The 15,332-nt window shown below is 57.3% G+C and carries 14 protein-coding genes; 6 read left to right on the top strand and 8 right to left on the bottom strand.

The annotated features are described in order from the left end of the window. Positions 1-31 precede the first annotated feature (31 nt). Together LOH53_RS01665 and LOH53_RS01660 are read left to right on the top strand one after the other, a co-directional pair. Positions 32-1,687, top strand: coding sequence for a bifunctional diguanylate cyclase/phosphodiesterase (locus LOH53_RS01665; RefSeq protein WP_230065972.1), 1,656 nt, complete (start codon positions 32-34; stop codon positions 1,685-1,687). 103 nt (positions 1,688-1,790) lie between these two features. Continuing rightward, positions 1,791-2,132: a hypothetical protein gene (locus LOH53_RS01660; protein ID WP_230065971.1), complete on the top strand. Its 342-nt coding sequence runs from the start codon at positions 1,791-1,793 to the stop codon at positions 2,130-2,132. Positions 2,133-2,274: 142 nt separating this feature from the next. Here LOH53_RS01660 and LOH53_RS01655 read toward each other — a convergent pair whose 3' ends face one another. Next, positions 2,275-2,688, bottom strand: coding sequence for a response regulator transcription factor (locus LOH53_RS01655; RefSeq protein ID WP_230065970.1), 414 nt, complete (start codon positions 2,686-2,688; stop codon positions 2,275-2,277). Positions 2,689-2,993: 305 nt separating this feature from the next. Between LOH53_RS01655 and LOH53_RS01650 the strand changes: the two genes are divergently transcribed. Continuing rightward, complete coding sequence (locus LOH53_RS01650) at positions 2,994-4,682, top strand: sensor histidine kinase (protein WP_230065969.1); 1,689 nt, start codon at positions 2,994-2,996, stop codon at positions 4,680-4,682. Positions 4,683-4,696: 14 nt separating this feature from the next. Here the strand turns inward: LOH53_RS01650 and LOH53_RS01645 are convergent, their stop codons facing one another. Further along, entirely contained in the window at positions 4,697-5,683 is a 987-nt protein-coding gene (locus tag LOH53_RS01645; RefSeq protein WP_230065968.1) for a response regulator transcription factor, read from the bottom strand. 214 nt (positions 5,684-5,897) lie between these two features. Here LOH53_RS01645 and LOH53_RS01640 point away from each other — a divergent pair, with 214 nt between their 5' ends. Further along, positions 5,898-7,550 (top strand): sensor histidine kinase, encoded by a 1,653-nt coding sequence (locus tag LOH53_RS01640; protein ID WP_230065967.1) that lies wholly within the window; start codon positions 5,898-5,900, stop codon positions 7,548-7,550. Between the two features lie 22 nt (positions 7,551-7,572). Here LOH53_RS01640 and LOH53_RS01635 read toward each other — a convergent pair whose 3' ends face one another. The 6 genes from LOH53_RS01635 to LOH53_RS01610 form a co-directional block, all read right to left on the bottom strand. After that, positions 7,573-9,096 (bottom strand): SulP family inorganic anion transporter, encoded by a 1,524-nt coding sequence (locus LOH53_RS01635; protein ID WP_230065966.1) that lies wholly within the window; start codon positions 9,094-9,096, stop codon positions 7,573-7,575. A 300-nt stretch (positions 9,097-9,396) separates the two neighbouring features. Continuing rightward, on the bottom strand, positions 9,397-10,386 hold the full coding sequence (locus LOH53_RS01630; RefSeq protein ID WP_230065965.1) for a hypothetical protein: 990 nt from the start codon (positions 10,384-10,386) through the stop codon (positions 9,397-9,399). Then, positions 10,383-11,366, bottom strand: coding sequence for a hypothetical protein (locus LOH53_RS01625; protein ID WP_230065964.1), 984 nt, complete (start codon positions 11,364-11,366; stop codon positions 10,383-10,385). Before LOH53_RS01625 ends, LOH53_RS01630 begins: the two co-directional genes overlap by 4 nt. Further along, on the bottom strand, positions 11,363-12,034 hold the full coding sequence (locus LOH53_RS01620) for a signal peptidase I (protein WP_230065963.1): 672 nt from the start codon (positions 12,032-12,034) through the stop codon (positions 11,363-11,365). Before LOH53_RS01620 ends, LOH53_RS01625 begins: the two co-directional genes overlap by 4 nt. Positions 12,035-12,044: 10 nt before the next feature. Next, entirely contained in the window at positions 12,045-12,638 is a 594-nt protein-coding gene (locus tag LOH53_RS01615; protein WP_230065962.1) for a hypothetical protein, read from the bottom strand. A 102-nt stretch (positions 12,639-12,740) separates the two neighbouring features. Further along, a complete protein-coding gene (locus tag LOH53_RS01610) occupies positions 12,741-13,364 on the bottom strand; it encodes an alternate-type signal peptide domain-containing protein (RefSeq protein ID WP_230065961.1) in 624 nt (207 codons plus the stop codon). A gap of 99 nt (positions 13,365-13,463) precedes the next feature. Between LOH53_RS01610 and LOH53_RS01605 the strand changes: the two genes are divergently transcribed. Both LOH53_RS01605 and nhaA read left to right on the top strand, forming a co-directional pair. Further along, the gene (locus LOH53_RS01605; protein WP_230065960.1) at positions 13,464-13,925 is read left to right on the top strand and encodes a hypothetical protein; all 462 of its coding nucleotides are present in this window, start codon (positions 13,464-13,466) and stop codon (positions 13,923-13,925) included. Positions 13,926-14,026: 101 nt separating this feature from the next. Further along, positions 14,027-15,328 (top strand): Na+/H+ antiporter NhaA, encoded by a 1,302-nt coding sequence (nhaA, locus tag LOH53_RS01600; RefSeq protein ID WP_230065959.1) that lies wholly within the window; start codon positions 14,027-14,029, stop codon positions 15,326-15,328. Positions 15,329-15,332 lie beyond the last annotated feature (4 nt).

The raw sequence follows: 15,332 nt of genomic DNA, 5'->3' as shown, positions 1-15,332 counted from the left end.
ATGACACACTTGCTTCTCGGAAGGAGGCCCAATGATGGGATTGTCTAATTCGTCGGATCCGAGCCCTGAGCAAGTTAACGGCTGGGATCATTCTTCGATGTCCACGGATCTCTTAGACTCACGCCTGAATGACCTTGTCGATGGCATCGTGAAGATCGCCGGCGGCGATCTAACGACTCGTCTGCCTGTCTCCGACGCGCGGGACCAATTGGACGCGGTCATTGTCGGTTTCAACTCAATGGCAGCGGAACTGCTAACGGCTCAAGGCGAGCTGGAGACTCGGGTGAAGAACAGAACGGCCATGCTGATGGAAGCGTTCCGCAAGATGGAGTTGATGGCCTTGACGGATCCACTGACTCAGCTGCGCAACCGGACCGCTTTGGAAACGGCACTTGAGTCCAGTCTTGCCACGGCAGGGAGCCGGGGGGCACCCGCGCTGCTACTACTTGACCTAGATTCCTTCAAAGGAATCAACGACACCCTGGGGCATGGCGCCGGGGACGCCGTCTTGAAAATCGTGGCAGAGCGTCTGCGTGCCTCGGTCCGGAAGGAAGACACTGTGGCGCGGCTAGGCGGGGATGAGTTCGCGATTGTTCTTCAGAACACGTCCGCTTCCAACGCCCGGAAAGTGGGCGAAGAAATTGTGGCAGCCTTGGCGCGTCCTGCGACCGTTGAAGAGACTGAAATTTCGGTTGCCGTCAGCATAGGGATCGCCATCCCCAAACAGGACGACTCCGCTGTGGATTTAATCCTGTACGCCGACACGGCCATGTACGCTGCCAAGAATGAAGCCAACGCAAGTGTGGTCTTGTTCAGCCGTGACTTACTGAACTCTCGGCAAGTACGCAGCGTCCTAGCCGCCGAGCTTCAGGCTGCCATCTCAAACGATGAAATGGTGTTGTATTACCAGCCGGTCGTAGCGCTGAAGACTGGCGAGCTCGTCGGCGTGGAGGCGCTCGTTAGGTGGCAACATCCCCGCAGGGGACTGCTGATGCCCGACGAGTTCATTGATCTGGCCGAAGAAATAGGGGCAATGGCGCCCTTGGCGGTCTGGGTTTTGCAAACGGCGCTGGCTCAACTTAGACGGTGGCGCGAGACGGTGGTGCTGGATCCCCGCTTCAGCGTGCAAGTAAATATTTCTGCAACACAGCTTCAGCGCCCTGAACTGCTCGACGACGTCCAGCGCATCTTGTCGGAGGAAGGCATAGAGCCCGCAAACCTGGTGCTTGAGATCACCGAGTATTCAATGGTCACCGGCAACGAGTGGGACCTCTATTCCTTTAGGGGTCTGCGACAGCTGGGTGTGGGATTGGCCATTGACGACTTTGGCACGGGATATTCCTCTATCAGCTACCTGCGCACGCTCCCCGTGGATGGGGTAAAACTGGATAAGTCGTTGCTCAGTTCAGACATTGCCGCGCCCGCCGAACGCGAGTTCATCGCCGCCATCTTGCAACTCGTCAAGTCCTGCAGTCTGGCTGCCACCTTTGAGGGTATTGAAACTGGCGAGCAAGCAGCCATGCTGGCCGCTTTAGGCTGCGACAGTGGCCAAGGCTATTATTTCAGCCGGCCTGTCCCTGCACCGGGAATCAACGCCGCCCTAGTGGCAAGCCTCCTCGAGGTTCCCTGGCGCGCTGCATGGCCATCTGTTCCTGAGACTCCCTTTCCACCCTCTTCAAAGGCGTAGTATTGTTCGAGTATGACATCCTGGCATCAGGCCGGGTAGATCTATTCCACACCATCAGAGGGGCGGAACGTCGATGAGCTACCGTTCTCTTCCTTTGGTTTCAATGGATTCTTTAGCTGCCCTCGAGGAATCACTCGACGGTCAGACGGCACTATCTCGGGGTTTTGTAGGCCGATACGTGGAAATGTGGCCTTTGCGCTATGCCCGTCTATGTGAGGCCTTGTCGGCAGGACAATGGGATGAAGCAAAGGAATCAGCGCTCAGCCTCTTTTCCTCCAGCGTGATGGTTGGTGCCGACAGGCTGGGCCAGATGTCCGGGGACTTAGTGGAAATGCTTAACCAAGAACGGCAGGAGCAGGCTCGCGCTGCGATGGTCGGTGTAGGGCAGTGCGGCCAGGAAACTATTGCCGAGCTCACTGAACGTTACGTCCAACACGCTAGCTGACCCAGCACGCCCCTGACCTCTTAGGCAGGACACCACAAGCCTTCTTGGCAGTGGGCGCTGGGCAGTGGGCGCAGAGCAGTGGGCGCAAAACGGACCCAGAGTGCTCGCAGCGCCTCATGTAGGTGGCGGTCCCGGAACCTTTTTAGGCTTTGGACGCCGCGCTGGTTCCTGTCTCTGTGCCTTCAGGAACTATTCCCTGAAAAAGCGCGTCAACGCGCGCGCGAAGTTCTCGTGGATGGAACGGTTTGGCCAGGTATTCATTGGCCCCCGCCTCCCGGCCAGTGATTGAGTCCAACACACCAGTGCGGGCTGTCAACATGATGATATGGCTGTCGCTGAAGGAGCGGATCCGCTCGGTGACAACAAATCCGTCTATGTCCGGCAGACCTACATCAACGGTGATGAGGTCGGGGTCGTGCTCACGCACGAGGCTCACACCGTCCACGCCCATTGCAGCCGAGTGGACGACGTAGCCAGACTGACCCAAAATCATGGTGAGCAATTCCCGAATATCTTGGTCGTCTTCGATTACGACGGCAACCCGTGCATGCTCCATGTCATCCCCACTTCGCTATTTATACATTCCCACAGCTACTGCTTTTACAAGCAGCCCCTGCACTTACAAGCCGCTACTGCACTGAGAATCGGCGAAATCTTCGTTCTGAGACTTCCTCCAGTATGACATCATCAATATAGCTGCTTCTCCTCTTTCTCTAGTTTATTTTGGACGGCGTTGCCCCCAACCATAAAGTTTCCGGTTCGGGTAGTTTCAACAAGTAGGCCCATGGGGTCCACGGGATAGTCAGACCGGGACTAGGACGCCATAAAAGTCTCGGCATCGACGCACAAGGATGGACCCGAATGATCCGCACATCGGTCAAGACGAGACTGTCCCAATATTTCATTGCGGACACCACTTTGCGCCGCCGTGTTTTCCTGAATCAATTGCCCATTACTTTGGCTGCTGGCGTGTGTACGGCAATTGCTGGGACTTTTTATCCACAGTCATTCCAGCATCCACTATTTATGGCGGGGTTGGCTCTCAATGTGCTCTTGCTAGTAGCCTCCTTTGCCGTTCCGTGGGATCGGATGCCGCGCGGGGCGTTTTTGGTGATTCCCTATCTGGATTTTTTGGCTGTAGGACTATTCCGCGCTGGCAACGTTCAATTCCTCACCGCCGTGGGGCTCATGGTCTTTTTTCCGGTGTTTTGGCTGGCGTCATCCGGTTTTGCCCGGAGAACCGCCGTTATCGTCAGCGGGGTAGGTGCCTTGATCACCGTGTGGGTTCCGGTGCTCATGGAACCAGACGGATTTACCACCGAGGAGCTGGCTAGACCGCTGCTCTTCCCCCTGATCATGATGGGATTCGCCGTTACAGTGGTCATGGGCACCATCAGCAGAGATAGCCAGCGTAGGGCGTTGGAGCGCAAGGACATCGAACTTCGGGCGGCACTGGCTGCCAGCCAGACGCACGGCCAGCTCCTAGAAGCGGTGTTGGACGCCGTAGCTGTGGGAGTCGTCGTCGTGGACGCCCACGGGAACGATCGGCTGATGAATGCCACGCAGAAGGACCTGCACAAGCTCGCGATACCAGCGGATATTCCCGACCCCACGGAACCCGAGCTCCTCGTTTTTGGGGTCGACGCCGTCACCCCCCTGTCCGCCGAGGCCCGCCCGGTTCACCGAGCCATCATGGGCGAGACCTTTACTAACTATCAGGTCTGGCTCGGCACGGGCGAACACGCCCGAGCGCTCTCAACAGCAGGGCGACCGTTGCTCGACCAGGAGGGCCATTTTGCCGGGGCCGTCATCGCTTTTCACGACGTCACAGAGATCATGAATGCGCTTTCAGCCAAAGACTCATTTGTCGCACGGGTTTCCCACGAATTCCGCACACCGCTGACATCCATTCAGGGCTACTTGGACCTGGCACTGGAGGAATCGGCGAGCCTCCCTCCCGATGTGCAAAAATACCTCGCCATTGCCGTTCGGAATACTAATCGACTCAGCTCACTTGCCGCGGATTTGCTCAGCGCTGACACGGTGACTGTGAACCCGGCCTGCGCCGACGTGGCTCAACTAATCACCAATGCCTTGGCCACTGCCGCCCCCGAGGCCACAGCAAACAAAGTGACGCTGCACGCCGAGGTGAGTGATGGTTTCGAAGCCGCAGTCGACGCCGAGCGGATAGGTCAGGTGCTGGATAACCTGATCTCCAATGCTGTCAAGTATTCCCCCGACGGCGGGACCGTGACGGTACGTGCCTGGCCGGACGGAGTGGACTTGCACGCTCAGATTCAAGACACCGGCCTAGGCATGTCCAGTGAAGAACAGCTGGGCTTGTTCACCAAGTTCTTCCGAGCTCGTTCCGCCGTCCAGCGCTCCATTCCGGGCATAGGACTGGGGCTGATGATTTCCAAAACCATCATCGCCAAGCATGGTGGCACCCTCCACGTCGACAGCGAGCGTGGCGTGGGAACGACTGTGAGCTTTGTGCTGCCGGGGTGCGTCGTTGCAGGGCATCTGACAAGCGAGCCAATTCTTAGCTAACGGTCAGCGCCGAACTACACTGCGATCCGGTAGCCCACTCCGCGTACCGTTTTGATCCAGATCGGCGCTTTTGCTTCGTCACCGAGTTTTCGGCGCAAATTAGCCATGTGGACCTCAATCGTTCGCTCGTCTGCGTCACTGGTATAAGAGGACGATTCGTAGTCATCCCCTCGCAGCAACCGCACTAGATCAGCTTTGGTGCGAACCAGCCGGCAGTTATCCATTAATGCAAACAGCAGGTCGAATTCGGTACGGGTTAGTTCTACCGGATTATCCTTCACCATGAGTGTTCGCATACCGACGTTCATGACTAGGCCTCGGTGTGTGAGCACACGTTCAGTCTCCGAACTTGCGGAAAGACGCCGGTCCACGTCGCCTTCGCGCCAGCGAACTTCGCTACCTTTCCCAGCCGTCATCGACGTATCGCTGGGAACTGGATCCGCCCTACGCTCGGCCGTCGGAATCATCGAGACGAGCTTCTCGGAGTCGGCGTTCTCCGGCGTCGAACTTCCCGCCATGATCCCCGTTCCCTCCTCATTCTTCGGAGTTGCCGTTCCCAGTGCCGGCTCTCCCAGCCGGGCAACTCTTAGCGACGTTGCAGCGGTGGCCTTTGTTGCTTCACGGCTTCCTTGCCGTGGCCGTCGAAGCATGGCATTGATGCGCGCGCGCAGTTCTCTGGGTCGGAACGGCTTCGTGACATAGTCATCGGCTCCAGCTTCTAGACCCATGAGAGTGTCGAGTTCGTCGGCGCGTGCTGTGAGCATGATGATGTACGCGTCACTAAAAAGACGCACCCGTCTGGCCACTTCAAAGCCGTCTATATCAGGCAGGCCAAGATCGAGCATAATAATGGCGGGGTTATGTTCGCGTACTGCTTCCACTCCTTGGACCCCGCGCCCGCGGGCGATGACCTCGAACCCTGACTGTTCCAAGATCATCTGGATCAATTCACGGATGTCGAGGTCGTCTTCAATGACAACGGCCACTCGATGATCGTCCATTTTCGTTACCTCCCAACATACCGGCCACCCCTCGAAGCGAAGAACAAGTTCCGGTCCGATAACTTCAAGACTAGCGGCCTGCCGGGGCCAGCATAGAATCGACGCTTCCGAAAAGGCTGTCGATTGCGGCCGGGTGAGCCAACGTTTTTCTTTGTTTCTGCCTATGCTGGACGCGGCATAGCGTAATTTGAATGGGTAAGGACCTGGAACCATCATGGCGAATAATCAATTGTTTCGCGATTTCCATCTCTATTCGCCAAGAACTAAGGTGTTCTTGCGGCAACTGCCCCTGACCATCAGCATTATCCTGATCATGGTTCTTACGGCTGTTTTTTACCCAGCCACGTTCACTAACCCGCTTTTTGTTTCAGGACTTTGGGCACAGGCAGTTTTGCTGGCAGCGTGTCTGTTTGTCCCCTGGGAGAAGTTCTCTCATGCCACCACACTCCTTATCCCTTACCTGGACTTCGCAGGTGTGGCATTGTTGCGCCAAGGCAGCATCGATTCCGTGGCGTCTACCGGACTGTTGGCACTATTTCCTGTCTTTTGGATCTGCACCTCGGCGGTAGCCCGAAAGCGGTCAGTTGCGGCCTGCTCTGCCGTGATCTTGGCGATGGTCTGGATTCCCATCGTGTCCGCTCCTGGCGCGGTGTCCCTGGATATGTTGGCCAAGCCCCTAGTCTTTCCCGTCATGATGCTGGCATTCGCCATCACTGTCACCATCATGACCCACAGCATGGACAGTCAACGCTTAGTCTTGCGGGCAAAAGACGCGCAGCTGCGCACCATGCTTAAAGACAGCCAAAGAGGCGAGGCACTACTCAATACCGTGGTCAACACGGTCAATGTGGGACTAGTCGCCATCGATGCCGCAGGAAACGATCTTGTGGTCAATCGCCGGCAGCGAATATTTCATACCTTAGCCTCGCCAGTAAAAAAGTATGATCCGAGCGCAAAAGACTTGCTGGTCTTTAGCCCGGATAAGAAAACACTTCTAGCCCAAAATGCCCGTCCTGTATATCGCGCAGTCAGGGGAGAGTCTTTCTCCGATGTCCTGGTTTGGGTTGGAACACCTGAGAACGGGCGTGCTCTTTCCGCCACGGCGCGTCCCATGATGGACACTGACGGCGCCTTTTACGGCTCAGTAGTGGCCTTCCAGGACGTTACCGAGATGGTCGCGGCCCTTGCAGCGAAAGACGACTTCGTGGCTAATATCTCCCACGAATTTCGCACGCCGCTAACATCCATTCTTGGCTTCACAGGGTTGCTCTTAGAAGACGACGACGTGGCGCGCTCGGAACACGCCGTCAAATCCCTTCAGATCATTGAGCGCAATGCCGAAAGACTCCTTGGCTTAGTGACCGATCTGCTCTCTGCACAGTCCATGACGCTCAAGCTCGCCTGCGCCGATCTGGGCCCCTTGGTGGCCCACAGCCTCGCCGCGGCAGCCCCGGCAGCCACCGAGAACGGTGTGACACTAGAGAACCTGATGTCCAAAGAACTTCAAGTGACAGCGGATGCCGGGCGGATCGGGCAGGTTTTAGATAATTTGATCTCCAACGCCATCAAGTATTCCCCCAACGGAGGCAGCGTCAGGGTGAGTGCCTGGGAGAGCGGGAATCAAGTGGTGTGCTCAGTAGCGGATACAGGCATGGGCATGAATGACGCCGAAGCGGCCGAAGCCTTCACAAAGTTCTTCCGTGCCGGTTCAGTTGCTAAGTCCGCAATCCCTGGTCTTGGCCTGGGCTTGCTCATCACCAAGGCGATCGTGGAACTGCACGGCGGAACCATCTCGCTCAAAAGCGAACGCGGGGTCGGCACCACAGTGCAATTTAGTCTGCCGCGTTATTGCCCTGATCAGCGCTAATCAACGGTAAGCAGCCCTGAGTTTAGTGCCCCGCGCCTAGCTTGCCACCTAGCCGATTACGCATTTGAGCGCTTGCCGCGTTAAGCCCTAGGACGTCAACCGTGGTTCCGTGCCTGCGGTATTTTTCCACTATCGCATCCAATGAGGCCACAGTGGAAGCATCCCATAGGTGGGATGCGTGCATGTCGATCCTCACGCGTGGGGGATCCAATGCGTAGTCAAATTGGGTGTAGAGGTCATTGGAGGACGCAAAAAATAGTTCTCCTGTGACCGTATAGGTGGCTAACGGTTCACCATTCTCTTCTGTGAGAGTGCGCTCTACCGTGACCAAATGCGCAACTCGCCGGGCGAACAGTACCAACGCCACCAGCACGCCAACGCCGACGCCGATGGCCAGGTTGTGGGTGGCCACGACGACGATCACCGTGGCGAGCATGACTGTGGTTTCGCTCTTGGGCATGATCTTTAGAGTCGAAGGCCGGATGCTATGCCAGTCGAAGGTGGCGATGGATACGAAGATCATGACCGCCACGAGTGCGGCCATCGGTATTACGGCGACCACCGGGCCCAAGGCGACCACTAGGACCAGCAAGAAGACTCCGGCCAAGAACGTGGAAATCCGGGTGCGTCCACCCGATGCTTTGACGTTGATCATGGTCTGGCCGATCATCGCGCAACCGCCCATGCCGCCAAAGAACCCGGTGACGATGTTCGCCACGCCTTGTCCCCAAGCTTCCCTTGTTTTGTGAGAGCGGGTGTCAGTGATGTCATCAACCAATTTCGCGGTCATCATGGACTCGAGTAAGCCAACGAACGCCATGGCCAGCGAAAAAGGGAAAATAATCGCCAGCGTATCCAAGGAAAGCGGCACATTAGGCATCAGCAACGTCGGAAGACTGTCGGGAAGCTGTCCTTTATCTCCCACGGTAGGAACAGCTATGGCACCAAGGACTGTGACCAAGGTGAGCACAACGATGGCAACGAGGGGTGCCGGCACTGCTTTGCTGAGCCGCGGCAGGCCGAAGATAATAAGCAGACCAACGCCGGCTAGTGGATAAACCATCCAAGGAACACCCAACAATTCTGGAACTTGGGCTATAAAAATCAAAATGGCCAAGGCATTCACAAATCCGACCATGACTGATCGGGGCACGAATCTCATCAATTTGGCCACACCGAGCAGGCCGAGCACAATCTGGAAGACTCCTGCCAAAATAACGGCTGCAATGAGGTAGTCCAGACCATGGCTTTTCATGAGTGGCGCAATGACCAGTGCGACGGCGCCGGTGGCAGCGGAGATCATGGCGGGCCGCCCCCCGACGAAGGAAATCGTGACCGCCATGGTGAAGGCCGCGAACAGGCCCACCCGGGGATCTACACCGGCGATGATCGAAAAAGCGATTGCTTCAGGAATCAATGCCATGGCCACGACAAGGCCTGCGAGTACCTCGGTTTTGAGGCGTCGGGGCGACTTCAACGTTTCACGCACTGATTGTAATTGTTCGGGTGTGGGCCCCAGCGCAGGGCCCGCGGTCGTCATAGCCATCAAGGCTCCGTTCACAGATGAGTTGGCACAGTAAGTCTTCAGCGATCAAAAATTGCGGAACGCCGTACACCCATGGACAGCCAGAAAATATTGATGGGCCACGCGGACTACTAATTCCATTGTCCGGGCCCGATGCAGCAAGTCTACCGTGGACCTAGACCGGCTCCTGGTGATCCGTTCCATGAAACCCCGGGGATTCACGCTGGAGGATATGGGCGAACTCTCCAACAAATAACCTTTAGCTTCTTGCATACGCAGGGTGAATAGTCGAATCCAGCCAGCAATTGAACAGATGTTTACCTAACCGTCTATGGTGCCGGTCCAATGTGAATAGTGGACGATTGTGTACACAGGGTCCCCTGCCACCGATCCGTTCATGGGCTGGATACGCAGCGTGTAATCACCATAGTAGGTGGCCCAGATATCAACCCAGTTAGCAGGGTTGCCGAATCTATCGGATGGTGCGCGTGGAAAAATCAGTGTGAATTCCGGCCCGCTTACAGTCGCCTCAAGACCATACGTTGATAGGGGCCTGGACTTGGGTGTCAGGGTCACAACATAACTGGTGGCGCCGCTAGCAGCCGTCCACGTGATCGGCAACGAGGCCGTGGTGTCGCCCTTCACCATCCCGGTTGTGCTAATAACTGGTGTACCTAAGGGCGACCTGCCGTCAGGACTGAGATAGAAGCAATTATCGGAGCGCTGCGACGCATTTTGATAGGTACGGTAGATGGCGTCTCCGGCTGCCGCACCATTCATGGGCTGGATCCGCAAAGCGTAGTTGCCAAACGCTGCCTGCGTGCGTTGCAGCTTGAAAATCGCAACGGCGCTGTTCACCACCTGGGTTTGTGAGTACGTATAACCCGTACCAATAAAGTCAAGCGAAACTGTGTAAGAGGTGACAGTGGCGGGAGCTGTCCAGGTGAACTTGATATCCGCAGAAGTAGCCTTAGCTAACGTTTCCTGAGGAAGAACCGATTGGCATCGCACTCGTTCCGGGTCTTGCACTGAGGGTCGGGTGGCAATGGCCGGGTTAGCAACCACATTGGGTCCAGACGGTGGCACAACGGCGGCGGCACCAGCGGTGACGGTGATGGTAGCGGTTGCGCTTTGCTGCCACTGAGCAACTGCCATCCCACCACCGCTTAAAAGAACGACTAGCACAAAGGTCGTGGCCGCCACCGTGAATCCGGGTAGCGAACGCAGCCGTCCCAACCGGCCCTTGCTGGCTTTGGGTCGGGCTCCGCCGGAATCACGTTGGGGGCCCGCGGACTCTGCTGATTTAGTCACGAGGCGCTTCCCTTCCGTCGGCGGATCTTCAAAGCCAACCATAGAACGACCAGACCCAAGATCAGAAGCTCTTCGGGTTCCCGGTTGTTTCCCACCACGTTACTTTGCGGACTGACTGACATAAACTTTGGCACGACCCCAGACGGCAGGATTCCGCCGGAGTTTCCGTTGGGCACTCTGGAAGCATCTAAATCCTCTCCACCCGGCGCCACGGCTGCCAGGAACGCGGACCCCTGAAAACCCCGGCGCATCACTGCTTGCGGTCCAGTACCGGCAGCAACAGTACTTGTAGGAAGAAGGCTTGCAGGAGCAGTGCTCACCGGGCTAGCTTCCCCGGGGATATTGAGCGGCGAATGTGTGCCTGCGGAAGCCGTTCCAGGCGGGGTGACGCCCATTGTCAACGGGCCAGCCTTCGCGTCGCACACCTCAAACGTGTTCGATGTGTCCTGCAGGAGAAACAGCAACCCAAAATCATTGCTTTGCTGGCGTGTGCCATTGGGGGCATCTTGCACCAGAGCCAGCGTCAACTCCAATTTCATGAACTGGCCGGGAGCTAGTTCAAGCCCGCGCGCTACGCTGCGGCACGCTCCTCCCCCGGCCAGTCGCACCGGCGTCGATGCTGTTCCGCTGCGCTGCACACCCATTTCTAGGAATGCCGGCAACATTGAAGCTTCGTTAGCACTTGTGACGCCCACGGAAAGCACGGCAGGATCCTGCCCGGTATTGCGGACCCATACGGACCCGGTGCGTGATTCGCCTGGGACAAAACCGTCCACATGGTCAAAGAGCTGACCGGCCGCGAGCGCACTGTAGTTCACGCCGTCGTTGGCCAATTCCAAAGCGTCATCCGCAGCCGCGGCGCTACCAGCATCTAGCAGTGAAAGAGGTGCCATCAAGCACAGGGGCGCAAGGAGTGTGGCAGCAAAAACGCCCAGCCGGTGCTTTCGCGAAAGCTGCGACGCGCGCTGGCTTTTACTCATGCTCGATGCCCTGCCTTCTTTCGTGAGCTGTCGCCGTTCTTGGCCCCACGGATCATGGTGAAGACGCCCAAGCCAATCAACCCGACGGCAGCGAGCGGCAGCACGGCGCTGCGACCGGTTTGACCCACCGCATTAGCTGCGAACCCGACCAGCGGGACGGCGTAAAGCAGCTTGCCCTTGACTTGAACCTGCTCAACGGGATTCGGGTCAGCTAGAGAGTTGTTGTCTCCTTTGGTGGTGAAGACCCGTTGGCCGCTCTGGGTTGCTCCCACTTCGATGATGCGGTGGGTGATGACGGCGGGCTTGCCAGAGTCGATCTGGTACGTAATGACGTCGCCCACGCGCAATTCATCAAAAGCGATGGGCTTTACAACTAGGAACGTCCCAGGCGCGTAGTGCGGAGCCATTGAATTCGTCAGCACCGTGTACGTCTGCGAACCGGTCACCATCGGAACGCCAATGAGTACCAATGCGGCCAGCACCATGAACATCAGCAGCAGGAAAGATACCGCCCGAGCGGCTGCGTGGAGAACCCACCGCGCAGCTTTAGGTTTTCCCTTACGCGATGCACCCAGCGCATCCCTGCGGGTCAAGGCACCCTCAGCTACCAGTGCTTCGCCAGCTTCAACACCGGTTGTGGACGCTGGGAACATACGCAGGGTTGTCATGAGAGACCTTTCAAGACTTCTGGGTAACGAGGAGTGGAATACTGATGCTGGCGCTCTTGCCCACAGTGCTCGCGGGGGCAGTGGGGGCCAGCATCACCTGAAAGCAAATAGCGGTGCTGGAATTTTTTGCAATGCTCTCTGAGGGAAGAGCGCTGGTTGGCACCCCTGTAAAGAGCGACGCATCGGGGCACTTATCCAGTGAGGCTGCCGCAACAGCCTTGACATTGAGGAATCCAGCCAGCCCGCCGGCGTCGTTCTGAATGCTCACGGTGCCCATGGTTGCTTGCACCGTGAAATCACCGCTGGCATTCGTTACGTTGGCGATCGCAACTCCCGCATAGGCTGGTTTCCCGGGAACCAGCACGCCAATTGGGCTGGTACTCAGCGCCAAGGTTGCCGCTGTCCCGTTGGGAAGAGTCATATCCGTGGTGTTGGACGCGTTTGTATCGGTCAGGCTGATCCTAAAATCCGCAGCTTGGACGGTTCCGGCGGCCATGCTTGCCTGCTTATTCCACAATGCGTAGCTTCCCTGTACCACCAACAATCCCAGGATGACTGCGGCTAGGACTAAGCCTGCCGCCTTCATCATGTGAGTGGTGCGCATTTCATCTCCGTACAAGGATGGTGGCCGGTGCCTGAAACGCCACCGTGTTCGTGGATGTAATTTGACTCGGTGTCAGGACGACCTGGCTGAGAAGCGGTGAAGCTAAGCTGTCGGGGCTTGCTGCTCCAGCTTGTAACCGACCGTGGAGAAGTTGTAGGTGGCGTTCACGGCGTCACGGCCCGTTGTTGCCACCTTGAAGGTGAACGTTGTGGTGGCAGTGATGGCACCGGAATCTGCGGGAAGCAAAGTGACCCCGGTGAGAGTCTTGGCGCCCTTGGCAACAGTGGTAACGACGCCCACATTGGTGCCGAACCCGTTATCGACTCCGGCACCCGTGAGAGCCAGAGTGGCTTTCATCTGATCTCCCACCAACGTCAGGTCTAGATTCTGCGTGTAGGTCAGGGCCTCACCGGGGACCACCTTGTAGGCGGCAATGTTTGCGATCTTGGTGCCGGCTGCGGTGGCCCATTGGCCGGTGCCATTAGTAGCGCTGGGAGCAAGATTCAAATCACCGGCGACGATGGATCCCATGGATGCGCTCTGTGCTTGGTTCCAGGTAGCGAGTGTTCCGCCACCACCTACCAACAGGATTACGCCCAAACCGGTTGCCATAGCGCCTTTTGCCATCTTGTTCATTGTGAGACCCCTTGTTTCAAGTTCAACTGTTGGTAGTTCATCCAGCAGGCTTTCCTGCTGATAGCCATAACCATCCGCTGGCAACCTCAAGAAAGGCACCTTGGAATGCAAAAGAAAAGTCAAAGAAAAACACAGCTTTCACCCATGTGCTCAAGATTTCCCCAAGATCACCCCAAGTGGTCTTAAAACATGAGTAACGCGCTTTTGAGCGCGTTAGAGTTGAGCCCTTCGCAGTTATCCGCCGTGCAGGGAAAGAAGATGGTTCGCATTACTTCTGTTTCGTCCTTGCCTTTGGTGTCCATACCCACTCTGTGCTCGTTGCAGGACTCCCTGAACGGCGACGCGTCCGTGTGCCAGCGTTTTGTGGACCGTTACGTTGCGATGTCCCAGCCGCGGTTCTCACGGCTGAAGATGGCTGTTGAAACGTGCTCCTGGGATGACGCCATGGATGCAGCGCTTAGCCTCTACTCCGCCAGCATCATGGTCGGAGCGCTCCGCTTGGGAAATCTTGCGCAGGGACTTATCCAACTACTTCGGGAGGCGAACTACCCAACTCTTGAGGCGACTCTGCTCACCATCAACTCGTGCGGGGAGGCAACCGTCACCGAGCTGGCGATCCTCCGCACCGGGGGCCTGCCTCCAAGCGTGTAAACTGAACATTAGGTGCGCCGGGAAGTCTGGTCGGCAATGCCAAAACCGCACCCAAAATACCTTCACGTATTTTTGACCCACAGAGATGACCGGCCCAGTTTATGAATTTGCCTCTCCCCCGCAAAATTTTCACCCGCAGCAGCCATGAAGAGACCCTGCGCATCGGCGCCATCCTGCGCTCAGAAACAGTGGGTGGCTTGCTTCTCTTGGCAGCCACCATCATTGCCTTGCTATGGGCCAACTCGCCGTTCGCAGACGGGTACTTTGCGCTTCGCGATTTTAAGATCGGTCCCGATTTCCTGCATCTGGACCTGAGCTTGGGAGGCTGGGCATCAGACGGTCTGCTGGCCATCTTCTTCTTTGTGGCCGGATTGGAGCTCAAGCGGGAGTTTGTCGCGGGTGAACTACGCAACCCGGCCCGGGCAGCGGTTCCCATCGCCGCCGCAGTCGGAGGCGTTATCGTCCCGGCCATAGTATTCACCCTGATCAATTTCTCGGCGGGTGCTGACGTTCTTCGGGGCTGGGCCATCCCGACCGCAACGGACATTGCCTTTGCTCTGGCGGTCCTGGCCGTCATCAGCACACACTTACCGACTGCTCTTCGCACATTTCTGCTCACCTTGGCCGTGGTGGATGACCTGATCGCGATCGCCATCATCGCAGTCTTTTATCCTGGCGACTTACAACTGCAGTTCCTAGCGCTAGCAGTCTTGCCGTTACTTGCCTTCACATGGCTGGTCCAAAAACGCATTCGCACGTGGTACCTATTGCTCCCTTTGGCTTTTGCCACCTGGGCTTTGGTACATGTTTCCGGCATCCACGCCACCGTGGCCGGAGTGCTCCTGGGATTTGCCGTTCCCGTGATCCGTTCCGCCAAACGTGGTGGCCCAGATGCTGGCCCCGGTTTGGCTGAACACTTTGAGCATTTAGTCAGGCCGATCTCTGCGGGCGTGGCTGTCCCGTTGTTCGCATTTTTCTCCGCCGGCGTGGCGCTGGGCGGGCTCTCTGGACTCAAATCCGCGTTCACCGATTCCGTGGCCATTGGCATTGTGCTTGCACTGGTGGTTGGGAAGTTCATGGGAGTCTTTGGGGCCACCTGGCTAGTCACCAAGACCACCAAAGCCACACTCGACGACGGACTCGCCTGGATCGATGTAGTAGGGCTTGCGCTGCTGGCCGGGGTGGGATTCACCGTGTCATTGCTGATCAGCGAGCTCAGCTTTGGTGACGACAGCCCCCACTACAGCCACGCGAAAGTGGCAATTTTAGCCGGCTCCGTTATTGCCGCCATGATTGCCGCCGTGGTCTTACGCAGTAGGAACAAGCATTACCGTAAACTGTCAGAGCTGGAGACCCGGGACAGTGACGGTGACGGCATCCCGGATGTGTATCAACAAGACTGAGCCC

It is taken from the genome of Arthrobacter cryoconiti (genome assembly GCF_020905375.1).
Classification (GTDB): domain Bacteria; phylum Actinomycetota; class Actinomycetes; order Actinomycetales; family Micrococcaceae; genus Specibacter; species Specibacter cryoconiti.
This window is presented reverse-complemented; position numbering and strand designations above follow the sequence as displayed.